Annotated in this window: 19 protein-coding genes; 11 read left to right on the plus strand and 8 right to left on the minus strand. The window is 72.3% G+C overall.

Annotated features, from left to right (window positions below):
• Positions 1-16: 16 nt before the first annotated feature.
• Both MZC64_RS14985 and MZC64_RS14990 read left to right on the plus strand, forming a co-directional pair.
• Positions 17-877: an alpha/beta fold hydrolase gene (locus MZC64_RS14985; protein ID WP_247756565.1), complete on the plus strand. Its 861-nt coding sequence runs from the start codon at positions 17-19 to the stop codon at positions 875-877.
• A complete protein-coding gene (locus MZC64_RS14990) occupies positions 870-1,232 on the plus strand; it encodes a DUF4180 domain-containing protein (RefSeq protein ID WP_247756564.1) in 363 nt (120 codons plus the stop codon). The genes MZC64_RS14985 and MZC64_RS14990 overlap by 8 nt, the downstream gene beginning before the upstream one ends.
• Positions 1,233-1,286: 54 nt before the next feature.
• Here MZC64_RS14990 and MZC64_RS14995 read toward each other — a convergent pair whose 3' ends face one another.
• A complete protein-coding gene (locus MZC64_RS14995) occupies positions 1,287-4,376 on the minus strand; it encodes a BTAD domain-containing putative transcriptional regulator (RefSeq protein ID WP_247756563.1) in 3,090 nt (1,029 codons plus the stop codon).
• Positions 4,377-4,493: 117 nt separating this feature from the next.
• Between MZC64_RS14995 and MZC64_RS15000 the strand changes: the two genes are divergently transcribed.
• Positions 4,494-5,996, plus strand: coding sequence for an MFS transporter (locus MZC64_RS15000; protein WP_247756562.1), 1,503 nt, complete (start codon positions 4,494-4,496; stop codon positions 5,994-5,996).
• Between the two features lie 6 nt (positions 5,997-6,002).
• Here MZC64_RS15000 and MZC64_RS15005 read toward each other — a convergent pair whose 3' ends face one another.
• Positions 6,003-6,599 (minus strand): cadmium resistance transporter, encoded by a 597-nt coding sequence (locus tag MZC64_RS15005; protein ID WP_247756560.1) that lies wholly within the window; start codon positions 6,597-6,599, stop codon positions 6,003-6,005.
• Positions 6,600-6,679: 80 nt separating this feature from the next.
• Here MZC64_RS15005 and MZC64_RS15010 point away from each other — a divergent pair, with 80 nt between their 5' ends.
• Together MZC64_RS15010 and MZC64_RS15015 are read left to right on the plus strand one after the other, a co-directional pair.
• The gene (locus MZC64_RS15010) at positions 6,680-7,264 is read left to right on the plus strand and encodes a maleylpyruvate isomerase N-terminal domain-containing protein (protein WP_247756558.1); all 585 of its coding nucleotides are present in this window, start codon (positions 6,680-6,682) and stop codon (positions 7,262-7,264) included.
• A 266-nt stretch (positions 7,265-7,530) separates the two neighbouring features.
• Positions 7,531-8,235: an NPP1 family protein gene (locus MZC64_RS15015; protein WP_247797703.1), complete on the plus strand. Its 705-nt coding sequence runs from the start codon at positions 7,531-7,533 to the stop codon at positions 8,233-8,235.
• 68 nt (positions 8,236-8,303) lie between these two features.
• On the opposite strand, the gene MZC64_RS15020 is transcribed toward MZC64_RS15015, so the two are convergent.
• A complete protein-coding gene (locus MZC64_RS15020) occupies positions 8,304-9,419 on the minus strand; it encodes a serine hydrolase domain-containing protein (RefSeq protein ID WP_247756554.1) in 1,116 nt (371 codons plus the stop codon).
• Between the two features lie 229 nt (positions 9,420-9,648).
• Here MZC64_RS15020 and MZC64_RS15025 point away from each other — a divergent pair, with 229 nt between their 5' ends.
• A complete protein-coding gene (locus tag MZC64_RS15025; protein WP_247756552.1) occupies positions 9,649-10,095 on the plus strand; it encodes an RICIN domain-containing protein in 447 nt (148 codons plus the stop codon).
• 46 nt (positions 10,096-10,141) lie between these two features.
• Here MZC64_RS15025 and MZC64_RS15030 read toward each other — a convergent pair whose 3' ends face one another.
• Positions 10,142-13,690 carry a helix-turn-helix domain-containing protein gene (locus MZC64_RS15030; protein ID WP_247756550.1) on the minus strand — a complete coding sequence of 1,183 codons (3,549 nt, stop codon included), beginning with the start codon at positions 13,688-13,690 and terminating at the stop codon, positions 10,142-10,144.
• 603 nt (positions 13,691-14,293) lie between these two features.
• On the opposite strand from MZC64_RS15030, the gene MZC64_RS15035 reads away from it, so the two are divergent.
• From MZC64_RS15035 to MZC64_RS15045, 3 genes are read left to right on the plus strand one after another with little or no spacing between them, the layout of a single operon-like run.
• Positions 14,294-15,181, plus strand: coding sequence for a glycosyltransferase family 2 protein (locus MZC64_RS15035; protein WP_247756548.1), 888 nt, complete (start codon positions 14,294-14,296; stop codon positions 15,179-15,181).
• Entirely contained in the window at positions 15,178-16,104 is a 927-nt protein-coding gene (locus MZC64_RS15040; protein WP_247756546.1) for a Gfo/Idh/MocA family protein, read from the plus strand. Before MZC64_RS15035 ends, MZC64_RS15040 begins: the two co-directional genes overlap by 4 nt.
• Positions 16,105-16,158: 54 nt before the next feature.
• Positions 16,159-16,530 (plus strand): S-adenosylmethionine decarboxylase family protein, encoded by a 372-nt coding sequence (locus MZC64_RS15045; protein WP_247756544.1) that lies wholly within the window; start codon positions 16,159-16,161, stop codon positions 16,528-16,530.
• 406 nt (positions 16,531-16,936) lie between these two features.
• On the opposite strand, the gene MZC64_RS15050 is transcribed toward MZC64_RS15045, so the two are convergent.
• The gene (locus MZC64_RS15050) at positions 16,937-17,236 is read right to left on the minus strand and encodes a hypothetical protein (RefSeq protein ID WP_247756542.1); all 300 of its coding nucleotides are present in this window, start codon (positions 17,234-17,236) and stop codon (positions 16,937-16,939) included.
• A 109-nt stretch (positions 17,237-17,345) separates the two neighbouring features.
• Here MZC64_RS15050 and MZC64_RS15055 point away from each other — a divergent pair, with 109 nt between their 5' ends.
• Complete coding sequence (locus MZC64_RS15055; RefSeq protein WP_247756540.1) at positions 17,346-19,007, plus strand: hypothetical protein; 1,662 nt, start codon at positions 17,346-17,348, stop codon at positions 19,005-19,007.
• Here MZC64_RS15055 and MZC64_RS15060 read toward each other — a convergent pair.
• Both MZC64_RS15060 and MZC64_RS15065 read right to left on the minus strand, forming a co-directional pair.
• Entirely contained in the window at positions 18,993-21,110 is a 2,118-nt protein-coding gene (locus MZC64_RS15060) for an NB-ARC domain-containing protein (protein WP_247756538.1), read from the minus strand. The genes MZC64_RS15055 and MZC64_RS15060 overlap by 15 nt on opposite strands.
• Before the next feature lie 171 nt (positions 21,111-21,281).
• The gene (locus MZC64_RS15065; RefSeq protein WP_247756536.1) at positions 21,282-22,163 is read right to left on the minus strand and encodes a phosphotransferase family protein; all 882 of its coding nucleotides are present in this window, start codon (positions 22,161-22,163) and stop codon (positions 21,282-21,284) included.
• 60 nt (positions 22,164-22,223) lie between these two features.
• Between MZC64_RS15065 and MZC64_RS15070 the strand changes: the two genes are divergently transcribed.
• On the plus strand, positions 22,224-23,279 hold the full coding sequence (locus MZC64_RS15070) for a hypothetical protein (protein ID WP_247756534.1): 1,056 nt from the start codon (positions 22,224-22,226) through the stop codon (positions 23,277-23,279).
• On the opposite strand, the gene MZC64_RS15075 is transcribed toward MZC64_RS15070, so the two are convergent.
• Entirely contained in the window at positions 23,276-23,953 is a 678-nt protein-coding gene (locus tag MZC64_RS15075) for a hypothetical protein (protein ID WP_247756532.1), read from the minus strand. The two genes, MZC64_RS15070 and MZC64_RS15075, sit on opposite strands and share 4 nt — an antisense overlap.
• Between the last annotated feature and the right edge of the window lie 182 nt (positions 23,954-24,135).

Consider the following 24,135-nt stretch of genomic DNA (forward strand, 5'->3'; position numbering starts at 1 on the left):
TGTTAGAGTCACTTGCATGATCTACCGATCCGAGGCTGGCCAGCGCCGGCTCCGCGAGCTGTACCTCGCGGAGCTGGCGTCCTGGCCCGTGCCCCACGACCAGCGGCGGGTGCCCACGCCCGAGGGCGAGACCTTCGTGCTCAGCTGCGGTCCGCTGGACGCGCCGCCGCTGGTGCTGCTGCACGGCTCCGGCAGCAACTCGGCCCAGTGGCTGGGCCGGATCCCTGAGCTGGCAACGTTTTTCCGGGTGCACGCGGTGGACATCATCGGCGAACCGGGCCTGAGCGCGCCCACCCGGCCCGACCCGGCCTCCGACCGGCACACGCGCTGGCTGGACGCCGTGCTGGACCATCTCGGCCTGGCCCGCACCGCGATGCTGGGTTACTCGCTGGGCAGCTGGCTCGCCCTGGACTACGCCACCCGGCGACCGGAGCGGGTGGACCGGCTCGCGCTGTCCTGCCCGCCCGGCATCACCAAGGAGCGCAAGGGCTATCTGGTCAAGGCGCTGCTGCTGGCCCCGTTCGGTCGCTGGGGCAAGCTGCGCACCGTGCGGATGATGCTGGGCCCCGGTCTGTCCACAGTGGACGAGTCCGCGGTGGTGGCGCGGACCGTGCTGATGAGCAGGCACTACCGCTACCGCAGCGGCGACCTGCCCGTGTTCACCGATGAGGCCCTGGGCAGGCTGACCATGCCGGTGCACGTGCTGCTCGGCGAGCTGGACGTCATGTGGGACACCAGGATCGCCGCCCGGCGACTCCGGACCGTGCTCCCGCGCGCGACCGTGCGCCTGCTACCCGGCACCGGCCACCTGGTGCCGACCGAGGAGGCCGAACTCGAATTCCTGACCACCACCACCGCGGGGAGGCGACATGCTTGAGATCACCCACGGCGTGCCGGTGTTCCACTGCGCGCCGCAAGGCCCACTGCTGGGCACCGAACGCGACGCCGCCGACCTCATCGGCGAAGCCTGGTCGCAGCAGGCCAGACTGATCGCGATCCCGGTGTCCCGGCTGGCCGAGGGCTTCTTCCGGCTGGAGACCCGGATGGCCGGGGAGTTCACCCAGAAGTTCGTGAACTACCGGGTGCCACTGGCCTTCCTCGGTGACATCAGCGAGCACGTCCAGCGCAGTTCGGCGCTGGCCGGCTACGTGCGCGAGACCAACCGCGGCAACCAGATCTGGTACCTGGCCGACCGCGCCGAACTGGACCAACGGTTGGGCGCCGAGGGCTGAGCCGGGCCATCATCCTCCGCCGGGCCGCCGTCCCCACGGCGCCCGGCGGACCGCTCACCCACCGGCCAACGCCACGACGGCGTCCTCCTGCCCCAGCGGCATTTCCCGGCCCCGCGCCAGTTCCGCCGACCATCCCGCTTCGCCCAGCGCATCGGCCACCAGCCCACTGATCCGGTCGACATCCCCACGCTCGGCGGAGGGCAGCGGCGCGCCGACCGACTCGCGGATCGCCGCGGCCATCCCGAGCAACCGGGCTGCCACGACGAATTCCCCGCCTACCGCGCTGGCTCCGGCCAGTCCTTCCAGGGCCAGCGCGACCGCTCGTGGATCACCGCTGTCCCTGGCCGCCACCAGCCCGGCCTGCTGCCGGGCGAGCGCGGTCGCCGCGTCCCCACGCAGTTCGGCCACGAAGCCCAGTTCCGCCAGCACCAGCGCGGTGCCGTGGTGCTGTCCGGCGCGGGTGTGCCACTCCAGCAACCCGTGCAGCCACCGCTCGGCCTCGGCCAGCGCGCCCCGCCGCCGGGCGCCCAGGGCCAGTCCGATCTCGGCGTGGATCCGGCCGGACTCGAAACCGTGCGTCCGCGCCAGTTCTCTGGCCCGCTCGTGGTGACTGCTGGCCGCCTCGTGCTCGCCGCACAGCATCGCGATCCGGCCCAGCCCACCGAGGCGTTCCCCGGCCTCCAGCCACAGGCCCAGGTCCTCGGCCCAGGCCAGGCCGTCCGCGTGGCAGCGCCGGGCCTGGGCGTAGTCACCGGCGATCTCGGCCAGTTCGGCCTGTGGTCCGGCGGCCAGGGACCGGGCCCAGCGGTCACCGGTCCGCTCGGCCAGCTTCGCGCCGAGCAGGGCGTCCCGGCGGGCCTGCGCCAGGTCGCCGAGCAGCAGTCCCACGGCAGCCCTGGTGCTGGCCGCCACCGCGCGGCCCCACTGGTCGCCGCGCTGTTCGAAGGCGGCCAGCGCCGCGCTGAGCGGGGCCGTGCTCCCGGCGAAGTCACCGGTGGCATAGCGGCAGTAGCCGAGGAACCAGGCGCCGAACGGATCTGCCGGGACCGGCCCCTGGACCGGGCGGTCGCCGTCGAGCAGCGCGATCCCCTCCACGCAGGCGGTGATCGACGGCGCCGGGTTGTCCACAAGGGACAGTGCGGCGGCGAAGTGCCGCCGGGCCTCGGACAGTCGTGCGCGCAGGAACCAGTACCAGAGCAGGGCCCGCGCCACCTGTAACGCCGCCACCCCGTTGCCCTCGGCCACCGCGCCCTCCAGCGCCCGCCGCAGGTTGGCGCTCTCCAGGTCCAGCCGGCGCAGCCAGTCCCGCTGGGCCGGGCCGCGCAGCTCGGCGCGTTCGGCCAGGGCCAGGTAGTAGCCGCGGTGCGCGGCCCGCACCTCGGCCAGTTCGCCCGCCTCGGCCAGCCGCTCCAGGCAGTAGGCGCCGACGGACTCCAGCAGCCGGTACCTCGGACCGTCCACATCGGACACTTCGACCAGGGACCGGTCCACCAGCCTGCCCAGCAGTCCCAGCACCTCCTCCGGCGCCACCGGCCCGCCCGCGCACACCGCCTCGGCCGCGGCCAGGGTGCAGCCGTCGGCGTGCACGGCCAGTCTGCGCAGCACCAGCTGTTCGGCCGGATCGAGCAGCTCCCAGGACCAGTCGACCACCGCGCGCAGGGTGCGCTGGCGGTGCGGGGCTGCGCGTTCGCCCTGCGCGAGCAGCCGGAACCGGTCGTCCAGCCGGGCCCGCACCTCGCCTACACCGAGCAGCCGCACCCGGGTCGCGGCCAGTTCCAGGGCCAGCGGCAGACCGTCCAGGCGACGACAGATCTCGGCGACCACCTCGGTGTTGTCCGCGGTCAGGGTGAAGCCGGGTTGCCGGTCGGCCGCGCGGGCGGCGAAGAGCCGGACCGCGTCCTCGGCCGCCAGCGGCGGCACCGGCCACACCGTCTCGCCGGTGCGGCCCAGCGCCTCCTGGCCGGTGGTCAGCACCCGGACCCGCGGCGCGGCCGCGAGCAGCTCGGCGGTCCAGGCCGACACCGCCTCGACCACGTGCTCGCAGTTGTCCAGCACCAGCAGGATCTCCTTGTCCCGCAACGCCGTCACCACCCAGCCGGGGCCCTGCGCACTGCCTGGTCCGGCCCGCAGATCGAGCGCGGCGGCCACCACTTCGGCAATGCCGGCCGGGGTCTGCCCGCGGTCCAGCCCGGCCAGTTCGACCAGCCAGACACCGTCGGCGAAGGCGGTCCTGGCCTGGTGGGCCACGGCCAGCGCGAGCCGGGTCTTGCCCACCCCGCCCGCGCCGGTCAGCGTCACCAGCCGGGACTGGCCCAGCAGCGCGCCGACCGCACGGACCGCCTCGGCCCGGCCGAGCAGTCCGGTCAGCGGCGCGGGCAGGTTGCCGCGGGGCGGGGGCGCCGGGGCGGGTGGTCGCAGCATCACCTGGTGCAGGTCGAGCAGTTCGGGGCCGGGATCCACCCCGAGCTGGTCGGCGAGTTCCGCGCGCAGCCGCTCGTACCCGGCGAACGCCTCGCCCTGGCGGCCCGCCTGGTGCAGTGCGCCCAGGTAGGCGGCCTGCAGGCGTTCCCGCAGCGGGTGCACGGCGGCCAGTTCGGCCAGCTCGGCGGCGAGCGCGGCGGGCTCACCGAGCAGCAGCCGGGTCCGGGCCCGGTCCTCGATCGCGACCAGCCGCTCCTCCTCCCAGCGGGCGATCGCCGCCTCGGCGAACTCCTCCCCGGCCAGATCGGCCAGGGCCGCCCCGCGCCAGAGCGCCAGCGCCTGCCCGAGCAGACCGGCGCGGTCACCAGGGTCGGCTGTCCGCCCGGCGGTGGCGACCAGGGCGCGGAACCGGGTGAGGTCCAGCGCGTCCGGGCCGAGGGTCAGCGCGTACCCGGCGGACTCGCGGACCAGCAACGGCCGGGCACCCGGCTCGGCCTTCGCCAGCAGCCGGCGGAGCTGGGAGAGCTTGGTGTGCAAGGTGTTCGCCGGGTTGCCCGGCGGCTGATCACCCCACAGCTCGGCGATGATCCGGGCGGGCGGCATCGGCCTGCCCTCCTGCACCAGCAGGACGGCGAGCAGCGCGCGGACCTTGGGTTCCGGGATCCGCACCGGCACGTCCGCCGCCGTCCACACGGCCAGCGGACCCAGCACTCCAAAACGCACGAACCCGACGCTAGCCCACCTCCCCGACAACCCCGCCCCGTGCGAACTTCGTGCGCTTTTCGTGCGACCGCCCCGGCAGCCTGATCCCCGACACCCACTCCCACCCGCCGAGGACCCGTGCACACCACAACCGCAACCACACCCCAGGCCGGTCTGCGTGACTGGCTTGGCCTGGCCGTGCTGGCCCTGCCCACCCTGCTGCTGGCCATGGACGCCACCGTGCTGTACCTGGCCCTGCCCCAACTCGGCGCCGACCTGCGCCCCACCAGCACCGAACTGCTCTGGATCGTGGACAGCTACGGCTTCATGATCGCCGGCTTCCTGGTCACCATGGGCACCCTCGGCGACCGCATCGGCCGGCGTCGCCTGCTGCTGATCGGCGCGGCGGCCTTCGGCCTGGCCTCGGTCGCCGCCGCGTACGCGAGCAGTCCGGCCGTGCTCATCGCCGCCAGGGCCCTGCTCGGCATCGCGGGCGCCACCCTGATGCCCTCGACCCTGGCCCTGCTCAGCACCATGTTCGTCAACCCGCGCCAGCGCGCCACCGCGATCGGGGTCTGGGCCACCTGCTTCTCCGCCGGCATCGCGCTCGGCCCGATCCTGGGCGGCCTGTTACTCCAGTGGTACTGGTGGGGCTCGGTCTTCCTGGCCGGTGTCCCGGTGATGCTGCTCCTCCTGCTCACCGGCCCGTTCCTGCTCCCGGAGTACCGCGCCCCACGTGCCCGGCCGGGCCGGATCGACCTGGCGAGCATCCTGCTGTCCCTGGCCGCGATCCTGCCGCTGATCTACGGCATCAAGGACCTCTCCCGCGGCGGCGAACTCGCCCGGAGCCTGCCCGCCCTGGCCGTCGGTGTGCTGTGCGCGGTGCTGTTCATCCGCCGCCAGCGCCGCCTGCCCGACCCACTGCTCGACCTGACCCTGTTCCGCACCAGGACATTCACCGCCGCCCTGGTGGTGCTGATGGTCGGCATCGGCGTGGTCGGCGCGGTCTACCTGTTCCTGTCCCAGTACCTGCAACAGGTCCAGTCCCTGTCCCCGCTCACCGCCGGACTGTGGCTGCTGCCCGCCGCCGGCGCCATGATCGTCACCTCGCTGCTCACCCCGGCCCTGGCCCGCCGCTTCCCACCCGGCCGGATCCTGGCCGCCGCGCTGGCGGTGGCCGCCCTCGGCTACCTGCTGCTGGCCTTCGTCGATCCAGTGTCCGGATTACCCCTGCTGGTCACCGGTTTTGTCCTGGTCTACCTCGGCAACGGTCCACTGATGGCCCTCGGCCCGGACCTGATCGTCGGCAACGCGCCGGTCGCCCAGGCGGGCTCGGCCTCCGCGCTGTCCGAGACCAGCATGGAGTTCGGCATCGCCGCCGGCGTCGGTGTCCTGGGCAGCATCGGCGCCGCCGTCTACCGCGCCGGACTCCCCCAGGACACCCCGGATCTAGCCAAGGACACTCTCTCCGGCGCCCTCAGCACCGCCACCCAACTCTCCCCGGAGGCCGCCACCGCATTGCTCAGCACCGCCCGATCCGCCTTCACCACCGCCCTGAACACCCTGGGCGGACTCAGCGCGGCCTTACTGACCGCCATGGCCGCCGTCGTCTTACTCCTGTTCCGCAAGACCCCTCGCTGACCAGCGTCAGAGCCGGAACACGCCGCCCTCAACGAGGATCAGCAGCCCAATGCCGATCAGCACCACCGGCAGCGCCACGTGCCCCCACCGGGCCAGCGCCCTGGCGACCAGCGGCCGGGTGGCGAAGTACCGGCCCAGCACACACAGCACGCCGACTAGAAGGAGGAAGACGACGGTGTAGACAATCAGCCCGGTGGTCCCGGCGTTGGCGAACACCGGGACGTACACACCGATGTTGTCCCCGCCATTGGCGAAGGTGACCGCGGCAACGGCCGCCACCGTCGGACCCGCGCCCGGCACCTCCGACTCGTCCTCCCCGCCGGACCGCCGCTCCCGCCACGCCTGCCAGCCCGCACGCAGCCCGAGCACCAGGGGCAGCAGCCCGAGGTAGGGAATCACCGGTGCGGGCAACAACCCGGCACCCAGGGCGCCGACGATCGAGGCGGCCAGGATCCCGGCGAAGCCCAGGTACTGACCGGCGACCACCCGGATCACCCCCCGGCTGCCGGTGGCCTGGCCGAAGAACAGAGCGAGCAACACGATGTCGTCCACATTGGTCACCACGAACATGACCACCGCCTGCCCGAGCAACCCCAACCCCACCGCATGCCCTCCAGCCTTGCCGGCCAACGCCCCAGAACCTACCGAGCACCGGTGACCAGGCCCCGGCACACTGACCCACCGTGCACACCGACGACCTCGACACGGTCACCGCGCACGTCGCGGCGATCCTCGCCCCAGCGACCGGCCAGGACTGGTCCGCGGTGCCCGGCACCGGCGACTGGACCGCCCGGCACACCGCCGAACACCTCGGCGACTGCCTGCTCTCCTATGCCGCCCAACTGGTTGCCCGGCCCACCGACCACTACGTCCGGTTCGAGGCGTTCGCGGACAAGGACGCCACCAGCGCCGAATTGCTGGAGTTCGCGGTGACCGGCAGCCGCCTGCTGTCCGCCGCCGTGCGCACCGCGCCGCCGGAGACCCGGGCGTACCACCCGACCGGGCTGGCGGATCCGGCCGGGTTCGCCGGGATGGGCTGCGTGGAGATGCTGGTACACGGCCATGACCTGGCCGCAGGGCTGGGGCTGGCACTGGATCCGCCACGGGCGGTGTGCGCGCGGGTGCTGACCCGGATGTTCCCGCACACCACGGCCCAGCTCACCGGCCTGGACCCGTGGCGGGTGCTGCTGTGGGCGACCGGCCGGGCCGGCCTGCCGGACCAGCCGCGGCAGAGCGGATGGCGCTGGCGGGGCGCGCCGCCGGAATAGCCGGGCGCAAGCCTGATCGGCGCACCGCCCGGTGAACGTCAGTTGATCAATCCGGGAACCTTCGAGTGGCCGGGCGGTGACCGCCGCCCGGCCCTTGACGGACCGGCGGGTGCGCACTGAACCATGGTCAACGACAACAACCGCCGCCCCCACCGGTCCGGGAGGTCCCCTTGCAGCACAGTGCTGTGCCATTGGCCGAGAACGGCAGGAAACGGCGGTTCGGCAAGCTTTCGTTGACTCTCAATGCAATCGTTGGTGCGGCCGCGGTGGCGCTGCTGCTACCCGGCGCGGCCCACGCCGACCCGCCACGCGCGTTGCCCGGCAGCGCGCCGGCGGAGGACCAGCGCTGGCAGCCTGCCTTCGACTACGACGGGGACGGCTGCTACTCCAGTCCCGCGATCGGTCCGGACGGCACGCTCAACCCGGGACTCAAGCCCACCGGCGCGCTCAACGGCAACTGCCGGGACCTCTCCGACCTGAACAACACCAACTCCTACTCCCGCGCCCGGTGCAACAACGGCTGGTGCGCCTACATGTACGACCTGTACTTCGAGAAGGACCAGGCCCTGGCCGGGATCGAGAGCGGGCACCGGCACGACATCGAGCACGTGGTGATCTGGGTGCAGAACGGCGCCGCGCAGCACGTCTCGACCTCCGCGCATGGCAAATACACCACCAAGCCCTCCTCGCAGGTCGCCTGGGAGGGCACGCACGCGAAGATCGTCTATCACAAGGACGGGATCAGCACGCACTGCTTCCGGCACGCCAGCGCCACCGAGCCGCCGGAGAACCACAAGGGCGCCTGGCAGTACCCGACCCTGGTGGGCTGGGACAACTATCCGGCCGGGATCCGGGATCGCCTGGTGCAGGCCGACTTCGGCAGTGCCGGGTTCGGGCTGAAGGACAGCGCGTTCGGCTGGGAGCTGGAGAAGGCCAAGCCGGCTGGCATCCCGTTCAACCCGCACGGCTGACCACCTGACCGGCCGTCGCTCTCCGCCGGGAGCGGCGACCTGGTCAGGTGGACCGCCAGTGTGGAGCGTCAGCCCGCCGGGCAGAGCACGGCTTGGGCCGCCTCGATCATCGCGGAGATGACGGTGTTGTCGTCGGCCAGACTCCGGGTGGCGCCGACGGCGATCTGCCGCCTGCCATCGGTCGAGGTGAGGGTCACCGCGCTGTAGCCGGGCGCGGTGCCGCCGAAGATCCGCAGGTCGTCACCGCACTGCCCGGCGCCCGGCCGTGCACGGCCCTGGGGGCCACGGGTGATGACCTCCTGCAGCTCCGGCGGCAGCAGCTTGCCCTGCTGGAAGGCCCGGTAGAAGGCGCTGATGTCCCGGGTGGTGGAGATGACGCCGCCGGCGGCGGCGCCGAAGCTGGCGTTGAGGCGGTCCACATCGCGCGGAGTGCCGGTGGCGTCGGGGTAGTAGCCGTGCCCGTGCGGGCCCTTGATGCCCTCCGGGGGCTTGGTGGCGAGATAGGTCTGGGTCATGCCGAGTGGCTGGAAGAGCCGCCGGTCGAGTTCGCGGGCCAGGCCGCGCCCGGTCACCTTCTCGATGATCATGCCGATCAGGGTGTAGCCGGTGTTGGAGTAGGTGAACTTCTCGCCCGGCTCGCCGGTGCGCGGCAGGCCCCTGGTCATCTTCACGACGTCGAGCGGCCGGTAGTGGGTGGTGAAGTCGAAGACGTCGAACGCCGGTTCGGTCGAGCCGGGGCGGGAGTACCAGTCGGGGACGCCGGAGGTGTGCTGGATCAGCTGCCGCACGGTGATCTCGTCGGCGCGCGCCACCAGCCCGTCGGCGGCCACCTCGGGTAGCAGGGTGGCGAGCTTGCCGTCCAGACCGATCCGGCCCTCCTCGACCAGCTTGAGCAGCGTGGTGGCCGCCATGGTCTTGGTTTGCGAGCCGATGCGGAACCGGGCGTCGGCCGGGATCGGGCCGCCTTCGCCGTGGAGCAGCCGCGATCCGGCGGTGCCCCGGCCGGCGAGCTTGCCGTCCAGGTACACGCCGCCGATCACGCCCACGGCGCCGGCTGTCGCGGCCACCTTCGCCATGGCCTGCTGGACATCGCCGATCGCGGTGGCGCCGGCGGGCGAGGCGGTGGTCAGCAGCAGCGCTGCCGCGGTCGCGGCGGCAACGGAAATGTGTTTCAGGACAACCACTCCTTCGAGAACAAGACAGGGGTCCGGCGGGCGCACCCTCCGTGCGCCCGCCGTCGACCCGTCCACTCTCGGGCCGCCGTGTCCGCGTTTTGTCCTTGCCACGTAATGGTTTTGTCACGGTCAGGCCCGTTCGGGCGCTCTGGTGGGCAGCCCTTCGGTCCGGCGCGGCCGGTGCCGTGATCTTGCTGCCAGGATCCGGTCCAGGTATCCACGCACGAAGGAGAACAGCATGCAGGCACGCAGCCGTGTCCTGGGGATCGCACTGGCCCTGGTGGCACTGACCAGCACGCCCACCGCCGCGGCAGGGCCGGCGGCGGCGGGGACCACCATCAGGGCCGGCAACGCGATCGGGCCGTGCATGACCCAGGTTGACGACGTAGTGCGGCTCCTGCCCTGCATTCCCGTCTTCGCCAACTCGGCCAGGTGGGTACGCAGCGGCGGGAACACGATCGTCAACACCCGGACCGGTGACTGCCTGGAGATCAACCACAACCCGGTGCAGGCCCTGCGCTGCAAGCCGTGGAACTTCCTCGGTCAGACCTGGGATCCTCGGCCGGACGGGAAAATCCTGTACCGCAACAGCACCTTCTGCCTGACCGCCAACCACGATGCCAGGGTCGCGGACTCCACGCCGTGCAACGGGTCACCCCAGCAGACCTGGCTGTTCCGCTTCTGAGCCCGGCCCGGTGGCCCTGGCGGGCGGGTGCGCGCCAGGGCCCCGCTCAGGCCGGACAGGGTGGCTGGTACTCCAGTCCGGGGAAGTACCGCTCCCACACCTCCGGGCTGATCCGCGGGTAGGCCACCTGGCAGATCTTGGCCGCCACCCGGTCCGGATCGGTGTCCCACTGCCGCACCGCACGGTCGTTGCCACTGGTGACCAGCTGGGCGCCGTCCGGGCTGAACGCCACCCCTGGCACCGGTCCGCTGTGCCCGGCCAGCCGGGCCTGTTCGACCGGCACTCGCGGGTCACTCAGGTCCCACACCCGCACCACGCCGTCCTCCGCGGCCCCCGCCAGTCGCTTGCCGTCCGGGGCGAAGGTCAGCCGGTACAGCAGCGATTGCCCAGGCAGCACGGCCAGTTCACCGCTCTGGTCCAGCAGCCGCACGGTGCGCTCCTCGTAGTGGTAGAGCGCCAGGATCCGGCCGTCCGGGCTCAGCGTGCCGGTGCTCGCCGACCTGTCACCGGCCGGGCGGGCCTGTTCGGCCGGGCGTTCGGGGTCGGTGATCAGCCACTGCCGGGGCGGGCTGGACCTGGCCCAGGTGGTCAGCACCCGGTCGTCCGGGCTGAAGGCGACCAGCAGGTTGCCGGTGGTGGAGTTGCTCAGCCGGGACAGCTCGCGGCGCTGCGGGAGATCCCACAGGGTCACCCAGTAGTGCCCGGCGGTGGCCAGCAGCTTGCCGTTCTGGCTGAACGCGAGGTGGCCGACCTCCCCCGCCCCCACGACGATCGGCGGCAGCGGCCGGATGGCGGCCGGGTCGCTGACGTCCCACAGCCACACCGAGCCGTCCTCGCTGCCCGCGGCCAGCAGGGTCCCGTCCGGGCTGAAGGCCACCACGCGCACGAAGGCGGCCGGGCCGGTCAGCACGGCCAGCGGGCGCGGGCGGCGGGCGTCCCACACCCGGACCGTGCGATCCCAGCTCCCGGTGGCCAGCAGATCGCCCTTCGGGTTGAACACGACTGTGGTGACCACGTCCTCGTGCCCGGTCAGCGGCAGTTCACGCAGGTCCTGCACCCAGTCCGGGGTGGCCACGGTGTTGCCGTCGGGGCTGAAGGCCACCGCGTAGGTGCCGCCGGGCAGCGTGCTCAGCCTGCGTGGCGCGGCCGGATCGGCGACCTCCCACAGGATGGTGTTGCCACCGGTGCTGGCCAGCCTGCGGCCGTCCGGGCTGAACGCCACCGACCACACGATGGACTGGTGCGCGTTGACGGTGGCCAGCGCGTGCAGGTCGGCCGTGCGCCACAGCCGGACGGTGTGATCCCAGCTGGCGGTGGCCAGGGTGGCGCCGTCCGGGCTGATCGCGATGGTGCGCAGCGAGGCGGTGTGCCCGGTGAGCACGCCACGCAGCCGGGGCACGCCGCCGCCCAGCTCCCAGACCCGGGCGGTGGCGTCGCCGGAGGTGGCCAGCAGCTTGCCGTCCAGGCTGAACGCGATGGAGGTGACCCCAGAGAGGTGGCCGGGCAGTTTGTGCGTTTCCCTGGGCTGCACCGGATCGCTGATGTCCCACAGCGTGGTGCTGCCCTTCATGTCACCGGTGGCCGCGGTCCGGCCGTCCGGGCTGAAGGCGACCCAGGTGATCTCGCCGCGCAGGATGGCCACCGGCCGGGGCCCGCGCGGTTCGGTGATGTCCCACAGCCGCAGGCTGCTCGCGTCCGCGACGCCCAGCAGCTTGCCGCCGGGGTGGAAGGCGACCGCGCGGGCCTGTTCGGCCAGCGGCAGCTGCGCGAGTTCGACCGGCCGCCGCGGGTTGGCGATGTCCCACAGCCTGGCGGTGTGGTCCCAGCTCGCGGTGGCCGCCAGCGGGCCGCTCGGGGCGAAGGCCATGGTGACCACATCGCTGCTGTGGCCGGCGAACCGGCCACGATAGGGCAGGCTGAACGCGGCCAGCAGGGCATCGCGGGTGTCCGGGCCAGGCGACCGGCGGTAGGCGGCCAGGCGGAGCTGCACGGCCAGCGCGGGATCCCTCTCCTGCAACGAGGTCGCGGTGGCGATGGTGCCCCGCGACAGCGCGAGGTCGCGTTGTTCGGCCATGGCCCGCTGGGACTGGGTGGCCACCACGGTGGCGCTGGCGGCCAGCACCAGCAGCACCGCGAGCAGGGCGACCAGCCTGCGCCGGGTGCGGGCACGGCGCTGCCCGTCGGCCGCGCTGGCGCGCAGGAAATCCCGTTCGCCACCGGTCAGTTCGGTGTCGTGCTCGGCGGCCCACTGCGCGGCCAGGGTGAGCCGGGCGCCGGAGTAGAGCGCGCCGGGGTCGTGGCCCAGGCTCGTCCACTCCTGGGCGGCCTGGGTGAGCTGGCGGTGCAGCCGCAGGCCCTCCCGGTCCGCGGCGATCCAGTCGCCCAGCCGCGGCCAGGCGCGCAGCAGTGCCTCGTGGGTGATCTCCACGGTGTCCCGGTCCAGCACCAGCAGCCGGGCCTCGGCCAGGGTCTCGATCGCGGCCTGGGCCGGTTTCTCCTCCCCGCACAGCAGTTCCTCGAACCGGACCCGGCGGCGGGCCGGCTCATCCCGTTCGTCGATGCGCACCAGCCGCAACAGCACCCGCCGGGCCGCGTCCTGGGCCTCCGGGCCGAGCTGTTCGTAGGCGCGTTCCGCCGCGGCGGCCACCGCGCCCTCGATGCCGCCGGTGACCTGGTACCCGGCCACGGTCAGCGCCTCGGCGGTGCGCTGCTGCCAGGTGCCCATCAGCGCGTAGGACAGCAGCGGCAGCGCGCCGGGATCGTACCCGGCGGCCGGGTCGTCGCCGGCCACGCCGAGATCGCGCAGCAGCAGTTCGACCAGCCCGGGTTCCACCGCGAGCCCGGTGCGCTCGGCGGGTCCGGTGATGGCCTCGACGAGTTCCCGCCGGTGCATCGCGCCCACGGTGAACTGGTTGTGCCGCACCGCGGCCAGCAGGCACGGATTGGCCAGGCAGGCGCCGAAGAAGTCCGCGCGCACGCCGAGCACGACCAGGGTGTCCGCCTTGGCCGCCGCACACAGCGCGTTGATGAACTCCCGGCGCTCGGCCGGGTCCTCGCAGAGGGTGAAGACCTCCTCGAACTGGTCCACCACCAGCACCCCACCCGAGGCGGGCAGCACGCTCATCGGCCGGGCGGTCGGCGTGATCACCTGGACCCCGCCGGCCTCCGGCAGCGCGCCCCGGTCCAGCGCGGGCACCAGTCCGGCCCGCAGCAGCGAGGATTTGCCCGCGCCGGAGACGCCGAAGACGACCAGCGGCAACCCTGCGGTCCTGGAGTCGGACAGCCTGCCCAGCAGGGCCGCGGTGGCGCGGTCCCGGCCGAAGAACCAGCCCGCGTCCTCGGCCTCGAAGGCGGCCAGTCCCTGGTACGGGCAGCGCTGCCCGTCCTCCAGGGCCAGTCCGGTCAGCTCGCCCGCCGCGTCCAGGGCCTTGTCCAGTCTGCGGGCCAGGCCGGGGTTGACCGGTTTGCGGCCGTTCTCGACGTTGCTCAGGTAGCCCTTGCTGTAGTGCACCAGGCTGGCCACCTGGGCCAGCGAGAGCCCCCGTTCGGTGCGCAGCCTGCGCAGCCCGGCGCCGAAGCCCGTCGCCTCCGTCACCCTGTTCCTCCTGATCAACTCACGTATCCCGGGCGAGCGTAAGCGGGGATACGGGTGACCCAGGCTCCCTATCGGGCAGATCACCGAGCGCTGTTCGGATGAACCTGGTGGACCGGGTGGCGGCCTGCTACTGGGAGGTCTCCGGGGTGGCCCGTCGCGGGGCAGCGGCCGGCGGCGGCCTACTCGGCGCCCGGGGCGGGCCCAGGGTCAGCCACCGGAGGTCCGTGGCCGGGACAGCGGCGGGTCCGATCGCCCCGGGATCGACCTGGAGCGGGGCCAAGTCCGGTTCGGCGCCTACCGGCGTCAGTTCCGCGAGGTGGTCGCACTCCGTTGCGCCGGACGGCAAGTGCATTCCGGCCCCCTTCCCGCCAATCGCGCATCCTAGCGTTTTCCGGCAGGCGAATCCGGCGGCCATCTTGTTTTAATTCGGTCGGAGCAATGGCCCCTCAAGTTACCCAGTGAAACAAAGGAACAGTAGTGGACGCGGCCGCACTGCGCTACATTGAGCGGAATGCCGAATGCCACTGAGTCGGCATCGCGTATTCGCGACCTAATGGCGTGCACGAAGACACTCGCGTTCTCCAGGGAAAGAAGGGCGGCGCGATGATCAGCGTCGTCATCCCGACCAGGGACCGCACCACCCGGCTGTACCTGACCCTGTCCGCCCTGCTCGCGCAGACCCTGGACCGGGCCGAGTTCGAGGTGGTGCTGGTCGACGACTCCCCCACCCCTGGCGCGGTGGACGCGGTGCTCGCCGCCCTGCCCACCGGACTTCCCCTGCGCCGGACGGCAACCGGCGGCGGGGGCGTGGCCGCCGCCCGCAACGCCGGCGCCGCGCTCGCCAGTGGCGACCTGCTGCTCTTCCTCGACGATGACACCCTGGCCGCCCCGGACCTGGTGCACCGGCACGCGAGCGCACCCGGCCCGGCCACTGTCGCGCACGGCCGCATCACCGACCTGACCGCGTTCCTGTTCGCCCCCGACCCACCCAGGTTCAGCGACACGCTGACCGGCGCCCGCGGCCGCACCCTGGGCCCGGCGGATCTGCCCGCACTGGACCAGCGGTACCGGCGGCTGGGCCCGCAGCGCTCGTTCATCGAGGGCGTGGCCCAGGCGGTGGCCGGGATTCCCGCCTACCACGAACTGCGCTGGCTGGCCTGTGTCGGCACCAGCACCAGCGTGCCCAGGGAGTTGTTCGAGCGGGTGGGCGGATTCGACGAGGGGTTCGGCGCGCTGTGGGGCGGGGAGGACCTGGAACTGGGCCTGCGGCTGGCGCTGGCCGGGGCGGAGTTCCGGCTGATCGGCTCCTTCGCCTGCCATCTGCCCCAGGCCCGGCACCACACCGCGGCGGACCTGGGCCAGTTCTGGACCCTGGTCGCGCAGCGGCACGGACGGCCCCGGCTGGCCAGGGTCGGCGACTTCCTGCGGGGCCGGATCAGCCTGGACCAGCTCGCCGCCGAACTCGCGCCCGCCCGGCAGGCCGCGCCATGACCAGAGTCGCGATCATCGGCTGCGGCCGGGTGGCCCAGCGCTACCACCTGCCGTTCCTGGACTCCCGCCCCGATCTGGAGCTGGTCGGCGCCTGCGATCGCAACCCGGCCCGCACCGCCGAACTCTTCGCCAACGAACCCGGGGTGTGGGTCGGCGGCTCGGTGCACGAGGTGCTGGCCAGGACCCGGCCCGACGTGCTCGCGGTCTGCACCCCCAACAACGAGCACGTGGCGCCGGCGCTGGCCGCGCTCAACGCCGGGGTCGCGGTGCTGTGCCAGAAACCCCTGGCCGCCGACATCGACCAGGCTCGCCAGTTCGCCGCCCAGACCGTGGACGGACCGCTCTTCGGCGTCAACCTGCCCTACCGCTTCCACGAGTTGCTGCCCCCGTTCACCGCAGCGGTACGTGCGAGTGAGGTCACCAGCATCGAGTTCGGCATGGGCAATCCCGGCGATCGGCTGTGGCAGGCGTTCACCCCGTGGTACCGCGATCCGGCGCTGGCCGGGGGCGGCGCGCTGCTGGACCTGGGCGTGCACGCGCTAGATGTGCTGGTCGCGGTGTTCGGACTGCCGGAGGTGCGATCCTGCGCGGTGTCGGGTGGTCCGGTGGAGGAGCAGGCCGAGCTGGGACTGAGCTTCGCCGGGGTGCCCGCGCTGGTGCGCCTGGACCGGGCGGCCCGCACCGTCACCATGGCGATCACCGCGCACACCGCCGAGGGCACGCACGTGCTGGACTTCCGGCGCGGCGAACTCCGGCTGGCCGACGGCACGGTCACGGTGGCGCAGGCCCGCCCCGAACTGGCCGCGCTGACCGCCTTCTACAACGCCCGCAACAACATCGACCCCGGCGCGGTGGTCCCGGCCGCGGACGCCCTGGCCCTGCAGGAACTCGTCGTCACCGGCTACCGCCTGGCCGGCGGGTGACCCCGGCGGGTGTTCTCCCTGCGGCCCGGCCTGATCAGCCCTAGCCTGGGCGGCATGAGCGAGCCGGAAGCAGCAGAGGTACAGGTGGACGAGCTGTGCTCGTACGCGGTGGACGTGTGGGTACGCGATCCGGCGATCCTGGTCGACGAACCCGTGCTGCTCGACCTGCTGCGCTCAGCGGCGATCGCGGGCAACGCGACCATCCTCGGCGAGACCGGGCACATCTTCCCCAACGGCGCGGTGACCGCGGTGCTCGTGCTGTCCCAATCGCACCTGAGCATTCACACCTGGCCGGAGTTCAGCCTGGCCAACATCGACCTGCTCGCCTACGGCCGCCTCAACGCCGAACTGATGCTGGAAAAAATCGAAAAAGGCCTCAACCCAACCCGCATCAACGTCTCCCGCCTCCTCCGCGCAATCCACTAATCCCCCCTTTCGACGAGTTGGGCCAAGTGGTACGCCGGTTTTGCCCAAGCGGGCGTACCAGTTGGCCCAAGTGCCACCGGGGTCTGCTTCGCAGACGCCCGTGCCGGGCGGAAAATGGCAGCACAAAGCGGCCCAGCCGTACGGCCAGGGTCGCGGACCAGGGCGAGATCCGCGCCGATGCCCAAGTGCCACCTGCGAGTATGCCACGAGCGGTATCGGCGCGGATCGATTTTCGAGTCTGGTACCAGGCGGTCGGCCGCAGCGGCCCTTCGCCGATCTTGCTGGCGCACCCCGGCCTCGTGCCGGCCCGCGTCGCTGACCGAGTTGGTGAGCACCCGTCCATGGACACCAACGGATCAACCCGGATCCCGGACAGGTGGTTCTGCGCCCACCGCCGGTAAGCGGGTCAGGCGGGTGGCAGGTACCTCGGCGCCAGGAACTCCTCGATCGGCCGCGGCCCCACGTACTGCCGGCACGGGCACTGGGATTGCTCGTAGGAGGTTCCCGCGTACTTGTTGTGCGCGGTCATCCGCTCCAGCTGGGCGTGACAGGTCCCGGCCTCCGGGTCGTGCAGGGCCAGGGAGTGGCCGCAGCCGCAGTCGGCGGTGAGCGGGGGTTCGGGGGTGCGCTTGCGGCGGCTGAGCAGTCCGCCGAGGTAACCGAGCAGCACCAGGCCACCGCCGACGGCCAGTGTCACCGGGTCCATCAATCCCCACCTCTTCCCCTGGCAATGCGCCATTCTACCCGGAACTCTGCCGATTCCCGTTGCTGTGTATCCTTCGCCAGTTGGCGGGCGCCATTGTCCCGGAGGTCGCGTGCTGCCCGATGTTGACCTGTGGGCGACAGTGCGGCCACAACGCACTGTCCTCGCCGTGGTGCGCAACCTGACCTCGCTGGTCCGGTTGCTCGACATCGTGCCGCTACTGGATTGCGACAACCGGGTCGCGGTGCATTTCACCCTCGACTCCGGTTCGGTATTCACCGCCGGTCTGCACGGGCAGCTGGACCGATTCGGCATCACCCTGCTCGACTGGGAGGTGGCCGCGAAATCCCGCTTCGACCTGGTGCTGGCCGCGCACGTCAATCCCTCGCTGGCCGCACTGGACGGGCCATTGCTGGTGGTGCCGCACGGAGCCGGGTACAACCGCCAGTTGTCCAGCCGCACCAACAAGGAGGACGCCCCGGTCGGGCTGTCCCCGCATGAGCTGACCGCGGACGGCAAGGTGTTCCCCGCGGTCATCGGACTCTCCCACGAACGCCAGCGCCTCGACCTCGCCCTGCACACCCCGGCGGCGGCCGGCCGGGCCAGGGTGATCGGCGATCCGACCTGGGACCGGATCCGCGCGGCCGAGGTCCGGCGCCCGGCCTACCGGGAGGCGCTGGGCGTCGGGCCTGGCCAGCGGCTGGTGCTGATCAGTTCGACCTGGGGTGAGCGCTCGCTGCTGGGGCAGCGGGACGAGCTGGTGGAACGGCTGCTCGCGCAGCTGCCGGTGGACCACTACCGGGTGGCCTTGGTGTTGCACCCGAACGTGTGGGCCTACCACGGGGTCGGCACCGTGCGGGCCTGGTTCCGGGACGCCCTGGACAGCGGGCTGCTGCTGATCCGGCCGGAGGACAGCTGGCAGGCCGCGCTGATCGCGGCGGATGTGAGCATCGGCGACCACGGCTCGGTCGCCTTCTACGGCGCGGCGCTGGGCAGGCCCTTCCTCAACTCCGCCAGCGGCCTGGACGATCTGACCCCTGGCTCGGTCACCATCAGGCTGGTGTGCACCGCACCTGTCCTCAACGTGCACGGTGACCTGCGCGGACAGGTCGAGCGCGGCACCGTCTCGGCCGAGCTGGTGGAGATCACCGCCGACACCCTGGGCCTGCCCGGCGGGTCCGCGGCGACGCTGCGGCAGACCTGCTACGAACTGCTCCAGCTCGCCCCGCCCGCGCACCCGCCGCGAATGCTGCCGATCAGCGCGCCGACGCCGGTGCGCGGTGCGGCGATCACCGCCTTCCACGTGCTGGACACCGTTTCCGAGTCCACTGTGGACATTGAGCGGTTTCCGGCGATCCTGCAACGGTTCCGGCGGCTCAGCGACACCGCCGACTACCTGCTGGTGATCGACGATGAGGAGGTCGACCCCGGGATGCGGGCCACCGCCGAGATCATCGTGCGCACCGGTCCCCTGCCCAGGGCCGAGCTGACCGAGTGGGCCACGCGGGCACTCGCCGAGGGCACGGCCGCACTGGTGGCCGCGGTCTCGGAACAGCGGTGCGTGCTCACCTTCCGCGATCCGGCGCTGGGCGTGGTCTCGTTGTGGCCCTGCGCCGCCGAGCCGCTGCCGGTGTTCCTGGCCGCGGTCGCGGTCTACCGCTGGCGGGTCAGCGGACGTGAGCTGGAACCCGGCGGCAAACTCGGCGCACGGCTCACCGACGGCCCCGAGGTCGAGGTCTGCGTGGAGAGCGTGCGGCCGCTACCGCAGGTCTGAGGCAGTGCCGCCGGTCAGCTCGCGCAACCGGTCCAGCGCGATCTGCCGCAGTTCGGCATCGGCCAGCCGACCGGCGATCTCCACCAGCGCCTGCAACGCGCGCACCTCCCGCTCCGGCTGCCCGCGCATCCGCATTATCCGGACCGCGACCTGGAGTTCCACACATGCCTGCCGGTCCTGGCCCAGCGCGACGTGCGCGTCGCCGAGCACGATCCGGGCGCGGGCCGCGGAGAACTCGTCGCCGACCTGGTAGAACTTCAGCAACGCCTGCTGGATCACCGCGATCGCCTCGGTGTGCTCGCCCAGCCGCTGCAACACCCCGCCGAGCTGGTAGCCCTGCATGGCGATCCCGCGCACATCGCCGATCTCCTCGTTGATGCCCAGCGCTTGCCGGAAGTGCCCGGCACTCTCCGCCAGCCGGTTCTGCCTGCTGCGCAACACGCCGTAGGACTCCACCACCACCGCGCGGGCCCTGGGTTCGCCACTGGCCGCCGCCCTGGTCTGGGCCTCCTCCAGCTCACGTTCGGCCGCGGCGAACTCGGCCAGTTCCAGCCAGGCCCTGGCCAGCTGGTTACGCATCCGGGTCTCCGCGGTCAGGTGCCCGCACCGCTCCGCCGCGGCCACGCCAAGCTGGTGTGCCGCAATGGAATCCGCGAAATGCTGGCGAGTGTGGTAGGCGGGCCAGAGCGCCTCGCACAGCTGCCACACCACCTCGTCCCAGCGCTGCCCGGCCGCGCAGCGCACTACGGCCAGCAGGTTGCGCCGCTCCAGCTCGAACCAGCCGGTGCCGCTGCCCTCGGCGAAGACGAAGGTCGGCGCGGTCTCGCTGCGCGGGGCCAGCCGCCAGCGGTCCGCGCCGAGCACCGCCCGGTCCGCGGCGGCCGCCCCGTGCCGGTACCAGTCCACGATGCCGCGCAACACCTCGGCGTGCCCCGCGGCCGGTGGCGCGGACTGACCAGCGTGCAGTTTGACCAGTTCGTGCATGCGGTAGCGGTCCGGACCGGTGACTTCCACCAGGTGCGCCTCGCTCAGCTCGTCCAGGGCGTCCTCCACCGCCTCCGGCGTCAGTCCGGTGGCCGCGGCCAGCACGTGCTGGCCGAAATCCGGGCCGGGGTGGACGCCAACGCAGTGGTAGATCGCGCGGCCGTCGGTGGAGAGCTGACCTGCGGCGTCCGCGAAGAGCCGGCCGAAGGGGTCCCGGTCCCGGGAGGACAGCCTGTTCAGCCGGTGCCGTTCGTCGCTGAAGTGGTCCACCAGCCGCTGTGGCGACCAGTGCCGCCGGCGCGCCAGCAGCGCGCCCACCACCCGCAGCGCCATCGGCAACCCGGCGCACAGCTCGGCCAGCACCTCCAGCATGGCCTGTTCGTACTCGGCGTTGCCCCGCCGGGTCTGCTCCAGCAGCAGTTCCACACTGTGCGCCGGATCCAGGGGGTGCACCGGGATCAGCTCGGCGCCCTCCGATCCGAGGCCGCTGAGTTTGCTGCGACTGGTCACCAGCACCACACCCGCGGGCGAGCCGGGCTGGAAGGCGCGCACCTGCCCCGGCTGGTCGGCGTTGTCCAGCAGCACAAGCACATTCGACTCGGCGGTCATGGTGCGAAACTTCGCCGCCCGTTCCGGCAGCCGGATCGGCAACGGCCGGTGCTCGCCCAGCGCGCGCAGAAAACCGGCGAGCACCTCATTCACATCCACGGCACCGCGATGACGGTATTCGTTCAGATCCGCATAGAGCTGCCCGCCGCCGAAGCGGGCCAGATTCTGGTGTGCCCACTGCAGTGCGATCGCGGTCTTTCCGACTCCGCTCAACCCGCTGAGCACCGCCACCATGGACCGGCCGTCGTGGCGATAACCCTCGGCCAGCCGATCCAGGGTGGCCAGCTCGTCACCGCGATGGACCAGCCAGGCGGGAGCGGGCGGCAATTGCCTGGGTACCTGGTGCCGCTGGCCGGGGACCTGGTGGAAGTTCACTGGCCCGATCCGGTAACCCTGGACCGCGCCGCCGTAGATGTGTCCAGAGAGATCGTTGTGCGCGCTGGGCGGCGGAACCGGCGGGGTGGCCCCGGTTTCCTCGTTCTCGCCGGATTCTGGCGGCTGTGCCCCCATCCCGCTCACCCCTCGGCAAACAGTCAGCCACCGATGCCCGTGTCACTGATGGTTATCCCACAGGCATAGTGGTACCGCATCAATGCGCGGAAGCGCTACCACCGCGGATCCCGAGTTGGCCGCGGCTAATGGGTTCCCGGCCGGATCCACCGGGTGGCGGTAAACCGTGGGTCAGTGTTTCCCGGCGCGGGAGTTCGGCAGCAGTGACCGCCACGGTTCGGGCGGGCCCTCGGCGAGAAAGCGGAGCAGGTCCAGCAGTCGCGCGTACGGGGGCGCGCTCCACTGCCGTTCGTCCGGGCGCGGGCGCGGGTTGCGCAGCCGGCCCAGGGCCCAGGACAGCTGGTGCCAGAGGATCCGGGCCGCCCAGGCCGGGTGGTCGGCCGGGGTGGGCAGGTAGCCGGTGAGCACGGGCCGGAGGTGGTCGAGCGGGAGTTTGACGAAGTCGGTGGCCGGGTCGCCCCAGACCGCGTCGCCCCAGTCGACGAGGGTGACGGAACCGTTGTGCGCCAGCAGGTTCTGCGGGTGGATGTCGCCGTGCACGAGTACCGGTTCCGATGCCGGGCGGTAGCACTCCAGGCGGTTGAACCAGTCGGTGAGCCAGGCGGCGGCAGACCGGTCGAGCAGGCCGGTGGTGGCCAGGTGGTCCACCAGCGGGCGCGGGTCGGACTCGGTGTCGGTGGGCACGCACGGGATGGCGGTGGCCGGGGTGACGCGGTGCAGGCGGGCGAGCTGACGGCCCAGCTCGGTCAGCGCGACGGGGTCGGGCGTGGTCAGTTCGGCACCGGGGACGTGATCGAGGACCAGGTACGGCAGGTCCGGGTCGTAGCTGCGCACCGCCGGGGTGCGGACACCCTCGGCGCGCACGACCGGGATGACGGCGGCCTCTTTGCGCAACTCGGCCGGGTCGCCGCGCGGGATGCGCAGCACCAGGTCGGGGCCGAGGCGGTAGCAGTGGTTGGCCACGCCGGGTGGCAGCGGCTCGACCTCGCGCAGGGTCCGCCCGTGCCGGGCGGCGATCAGGGCCAGCACTCGCGGATCGACGGTCACGATCATCGATGCTGCTCGTTCCGGGCTTCGCGGACCACCGGTTTTCCCGTGTCACGCTTTCGAGGTGTGGACAGCAGCCCGCTCGCCCCGCAAGCTCGCGCCGTGCAGCCGCCCTACCCGCCGCGTCGCAGCCCCGACCTGACCCGGACCCGCGCGCACAGCACCGCCTGGGCGCACCGGATGGGCCTGGTGGCCGGACCGGATCCCTGGTTCGCGATCTGGGACGAGCAGGACCTCGCCGACTTCGACCTCCCGCTCTTCGCCGCCCTGGTCCACCCCGAGGGCCGCGGCGACACACTGAACCTGGTCGCGGACTGGTACACCTGGAGCTGGTACCTGGACGACCTGCTGCTGGAACGCCACAAACGAACCCGGGATCCCTTGGGCGCCAGGGCTTTCCTCGACCGCCTGGCCCGGATCCCTGGCGGCGCGACCCCATCCAACCCGGTCGAACACGCCCTGCGCGACCTCTGGCAACGCACCGCAGCCTCCCCCGCCTGGCGGGCCCGGCTGGCCGAGTGCCTGCCCAACATCGCCGACGACGCGCTGTGGGAAATCGACAACCTCGCGCTGGGCCGGATCCCCGACCCCGCCGACTACCTCGGCATGCGCCGCCTGGCCGGTGGCGCGCACTGGGCCGCCCAGCTGGCCGAACTGGTGCTGGAGCTGGAACTGCCTGCCGCAATCCGGGACAGCTCGGCGATGCGGCGACTCGGCGAGGCTTTCGCCGATGTGGTGGACCTGCACAACGACCTGCTCTCCTACCGCCGCGAGACCGAGTACGAGCAGGAGGTCAGCAACGCGGTCGTGGTGCACGCGGCCTTCCTCGGCGAGGGCGTCGAGTCGGCCACCATCCGCACCGGCCACCTGCTGACCGCCCGGCTGGAACTGTTCGAGCACCTGTGCCACACCGAGATCCCGGCCCTGCTCACCCGGCACGACCCCACCACGGCCGCGATCACCCGGCGCTACCTCGGCGGCCTGCGCGACTGGCTGGCCGGGGACTTCCAATGGCACCTGGAAACCCGCCGGTACCGACCCGAGTCGTGGCAGCGCAAGACCCGCTCAGCCCTCGGCGGACCCCGTGGGCTGGGCACTTCGGCGGCGCGGGTCGGGCGCTAGTCCGGCGTGAACCCGGGATGCCCACTGAGCGCCACCACCTGGTCGGCGTTCAGCGGCACCCGGCCCAGCCGTGGCCCACCCCGCCAGAACCGGGACTGCATCTCGTCGGCCCCGTCCTGGGACCGGATCGTCAGGCGCAGCTTGCGATCCGGCCGGAACCGCTCGGCCGTGATCGCCCGCTGCTCGCTCTCGCCACTACGGTCCACCATGGACACGGTGTCGCCGCCGGCCTGCGGCAGGATCCGGCAGAACTTCTCCTGGTGCTTGAAACACCCCGGCTCCCCCGAGGTGATCGGCGGACTGGTGAAGATCACCAGCACCACGCCGTACCCGGTCCCGTCGGTGACCAGCGCGCCGATCTCGTAGGAGCGGCTGCCCAGCGCGGGCTCCACAGAGGAGCTGACCCGCTCTACCCGCAACCCGGCAGGCAGCGCCCGTCGAAGCTCCTCTTCGAGCCGCAGTGAGCGCTGGCGGGCGGGGTCGCCGGGCACGTCTTCGAGGGTGGCGGGGCGTGGGACGGGTGAGCGGCCCGGTGGGTGGATGTCGGCGGGGGCAGCTTTGGGCGCGGGCATCGGTTCCGGGATTTCGGCGGTGGTGCACGCGCTCGCGATCAGCCCACAGGCCAGGATTCCCACGACAATCCCGCCACGACGGGCGGACTTCCGCCGAGCCACGGGAACTCCTCCCCACCCCGGCAACGCCCGCCGCCCGACTACGATTCCGCCCCGCTCCGTCAGCTCCCGCCGCGCCGCGGCAATCCCGCCCCGCCACACGGACATCCCTCGCGCCACGGGAATTTCGGCCCGCCCCGACCTCTCCCGCCGCCCCGCCACACCCCAGCGCCCCATGCTCCCCA

Origin of the sequence: Crossiella sp. S99.2 (genome assembly GCF_023094165.1) — a bacterium.
Lineage (GTDB): Bacteria > Actinomycetota > Actinomycetes > Mycobacteriales > Pseudonocardiaceae > Crossiella.

Coding starts and splice junctions, on each gene's coding strand:
- MZC64_RS15045 (WP_247756544.1), top strand. CDS start 16,159: ATGAGCGAGCCGGAAGCAGCAGAGGTACAGGTGGACGAGCTGTGCTCG.
- MZC64_RS15050 (WP_247756542.1), bottom strand. CDS start 17,236: ATGGACCCGGTGACACTGGCCGTCGGCGGTGGCCTGGTGCTGCTCGGT.
- MZC64_RS14985 (WP_247756565.1), top strand. CDS start 17: ATGATCTACCGATCCGAGGCTGGCCAGCGCCGGCTCCGCGAGCTGTAC.
- MZC64_RS14990 (WP_247756564.1), top strand. CDS start 870: ATGCTTGAGATCACCCACGGCGTGCCGGTGTTCCACTGCGCGCCGCAA.
- MZC64_RS15035 (WP_247756548.1), top strand. CDS start 14,294: ATGATCAGCGTCGTCATCCCGACCAGGGACCGCACCACCCGGCTGTAC.
- MZC64_RS15065 (WP_247756536.1), bottom strand. CDS start 22,163: ATGATCGTGACCGTCGATCCGCGAGTGCTGGCCCTGATCGCCGCCCGG.
- MZC64_RS15040 (WP_247756546.1), top strand. CDS start 15,178: ATGACCAGAGTCGCGATCATCGGCTGCGGCCGGGTGGCCCAGCGCTAC.
- MZC64_RS15060 (WP_247756538.1), bottom strand. CDS start 21,110: ATGGGGGCACAGCCGCCAGAATCCGGCGAGAACGAGGAAACCGGGGCC.
- MZC64_RS15025 (WP_247756552.1), top strand. CDS start 9,649: ATGCAGGCACGCAGCCGTGTCCTGGGGATCGCACTGGCCCTGGTGGCA.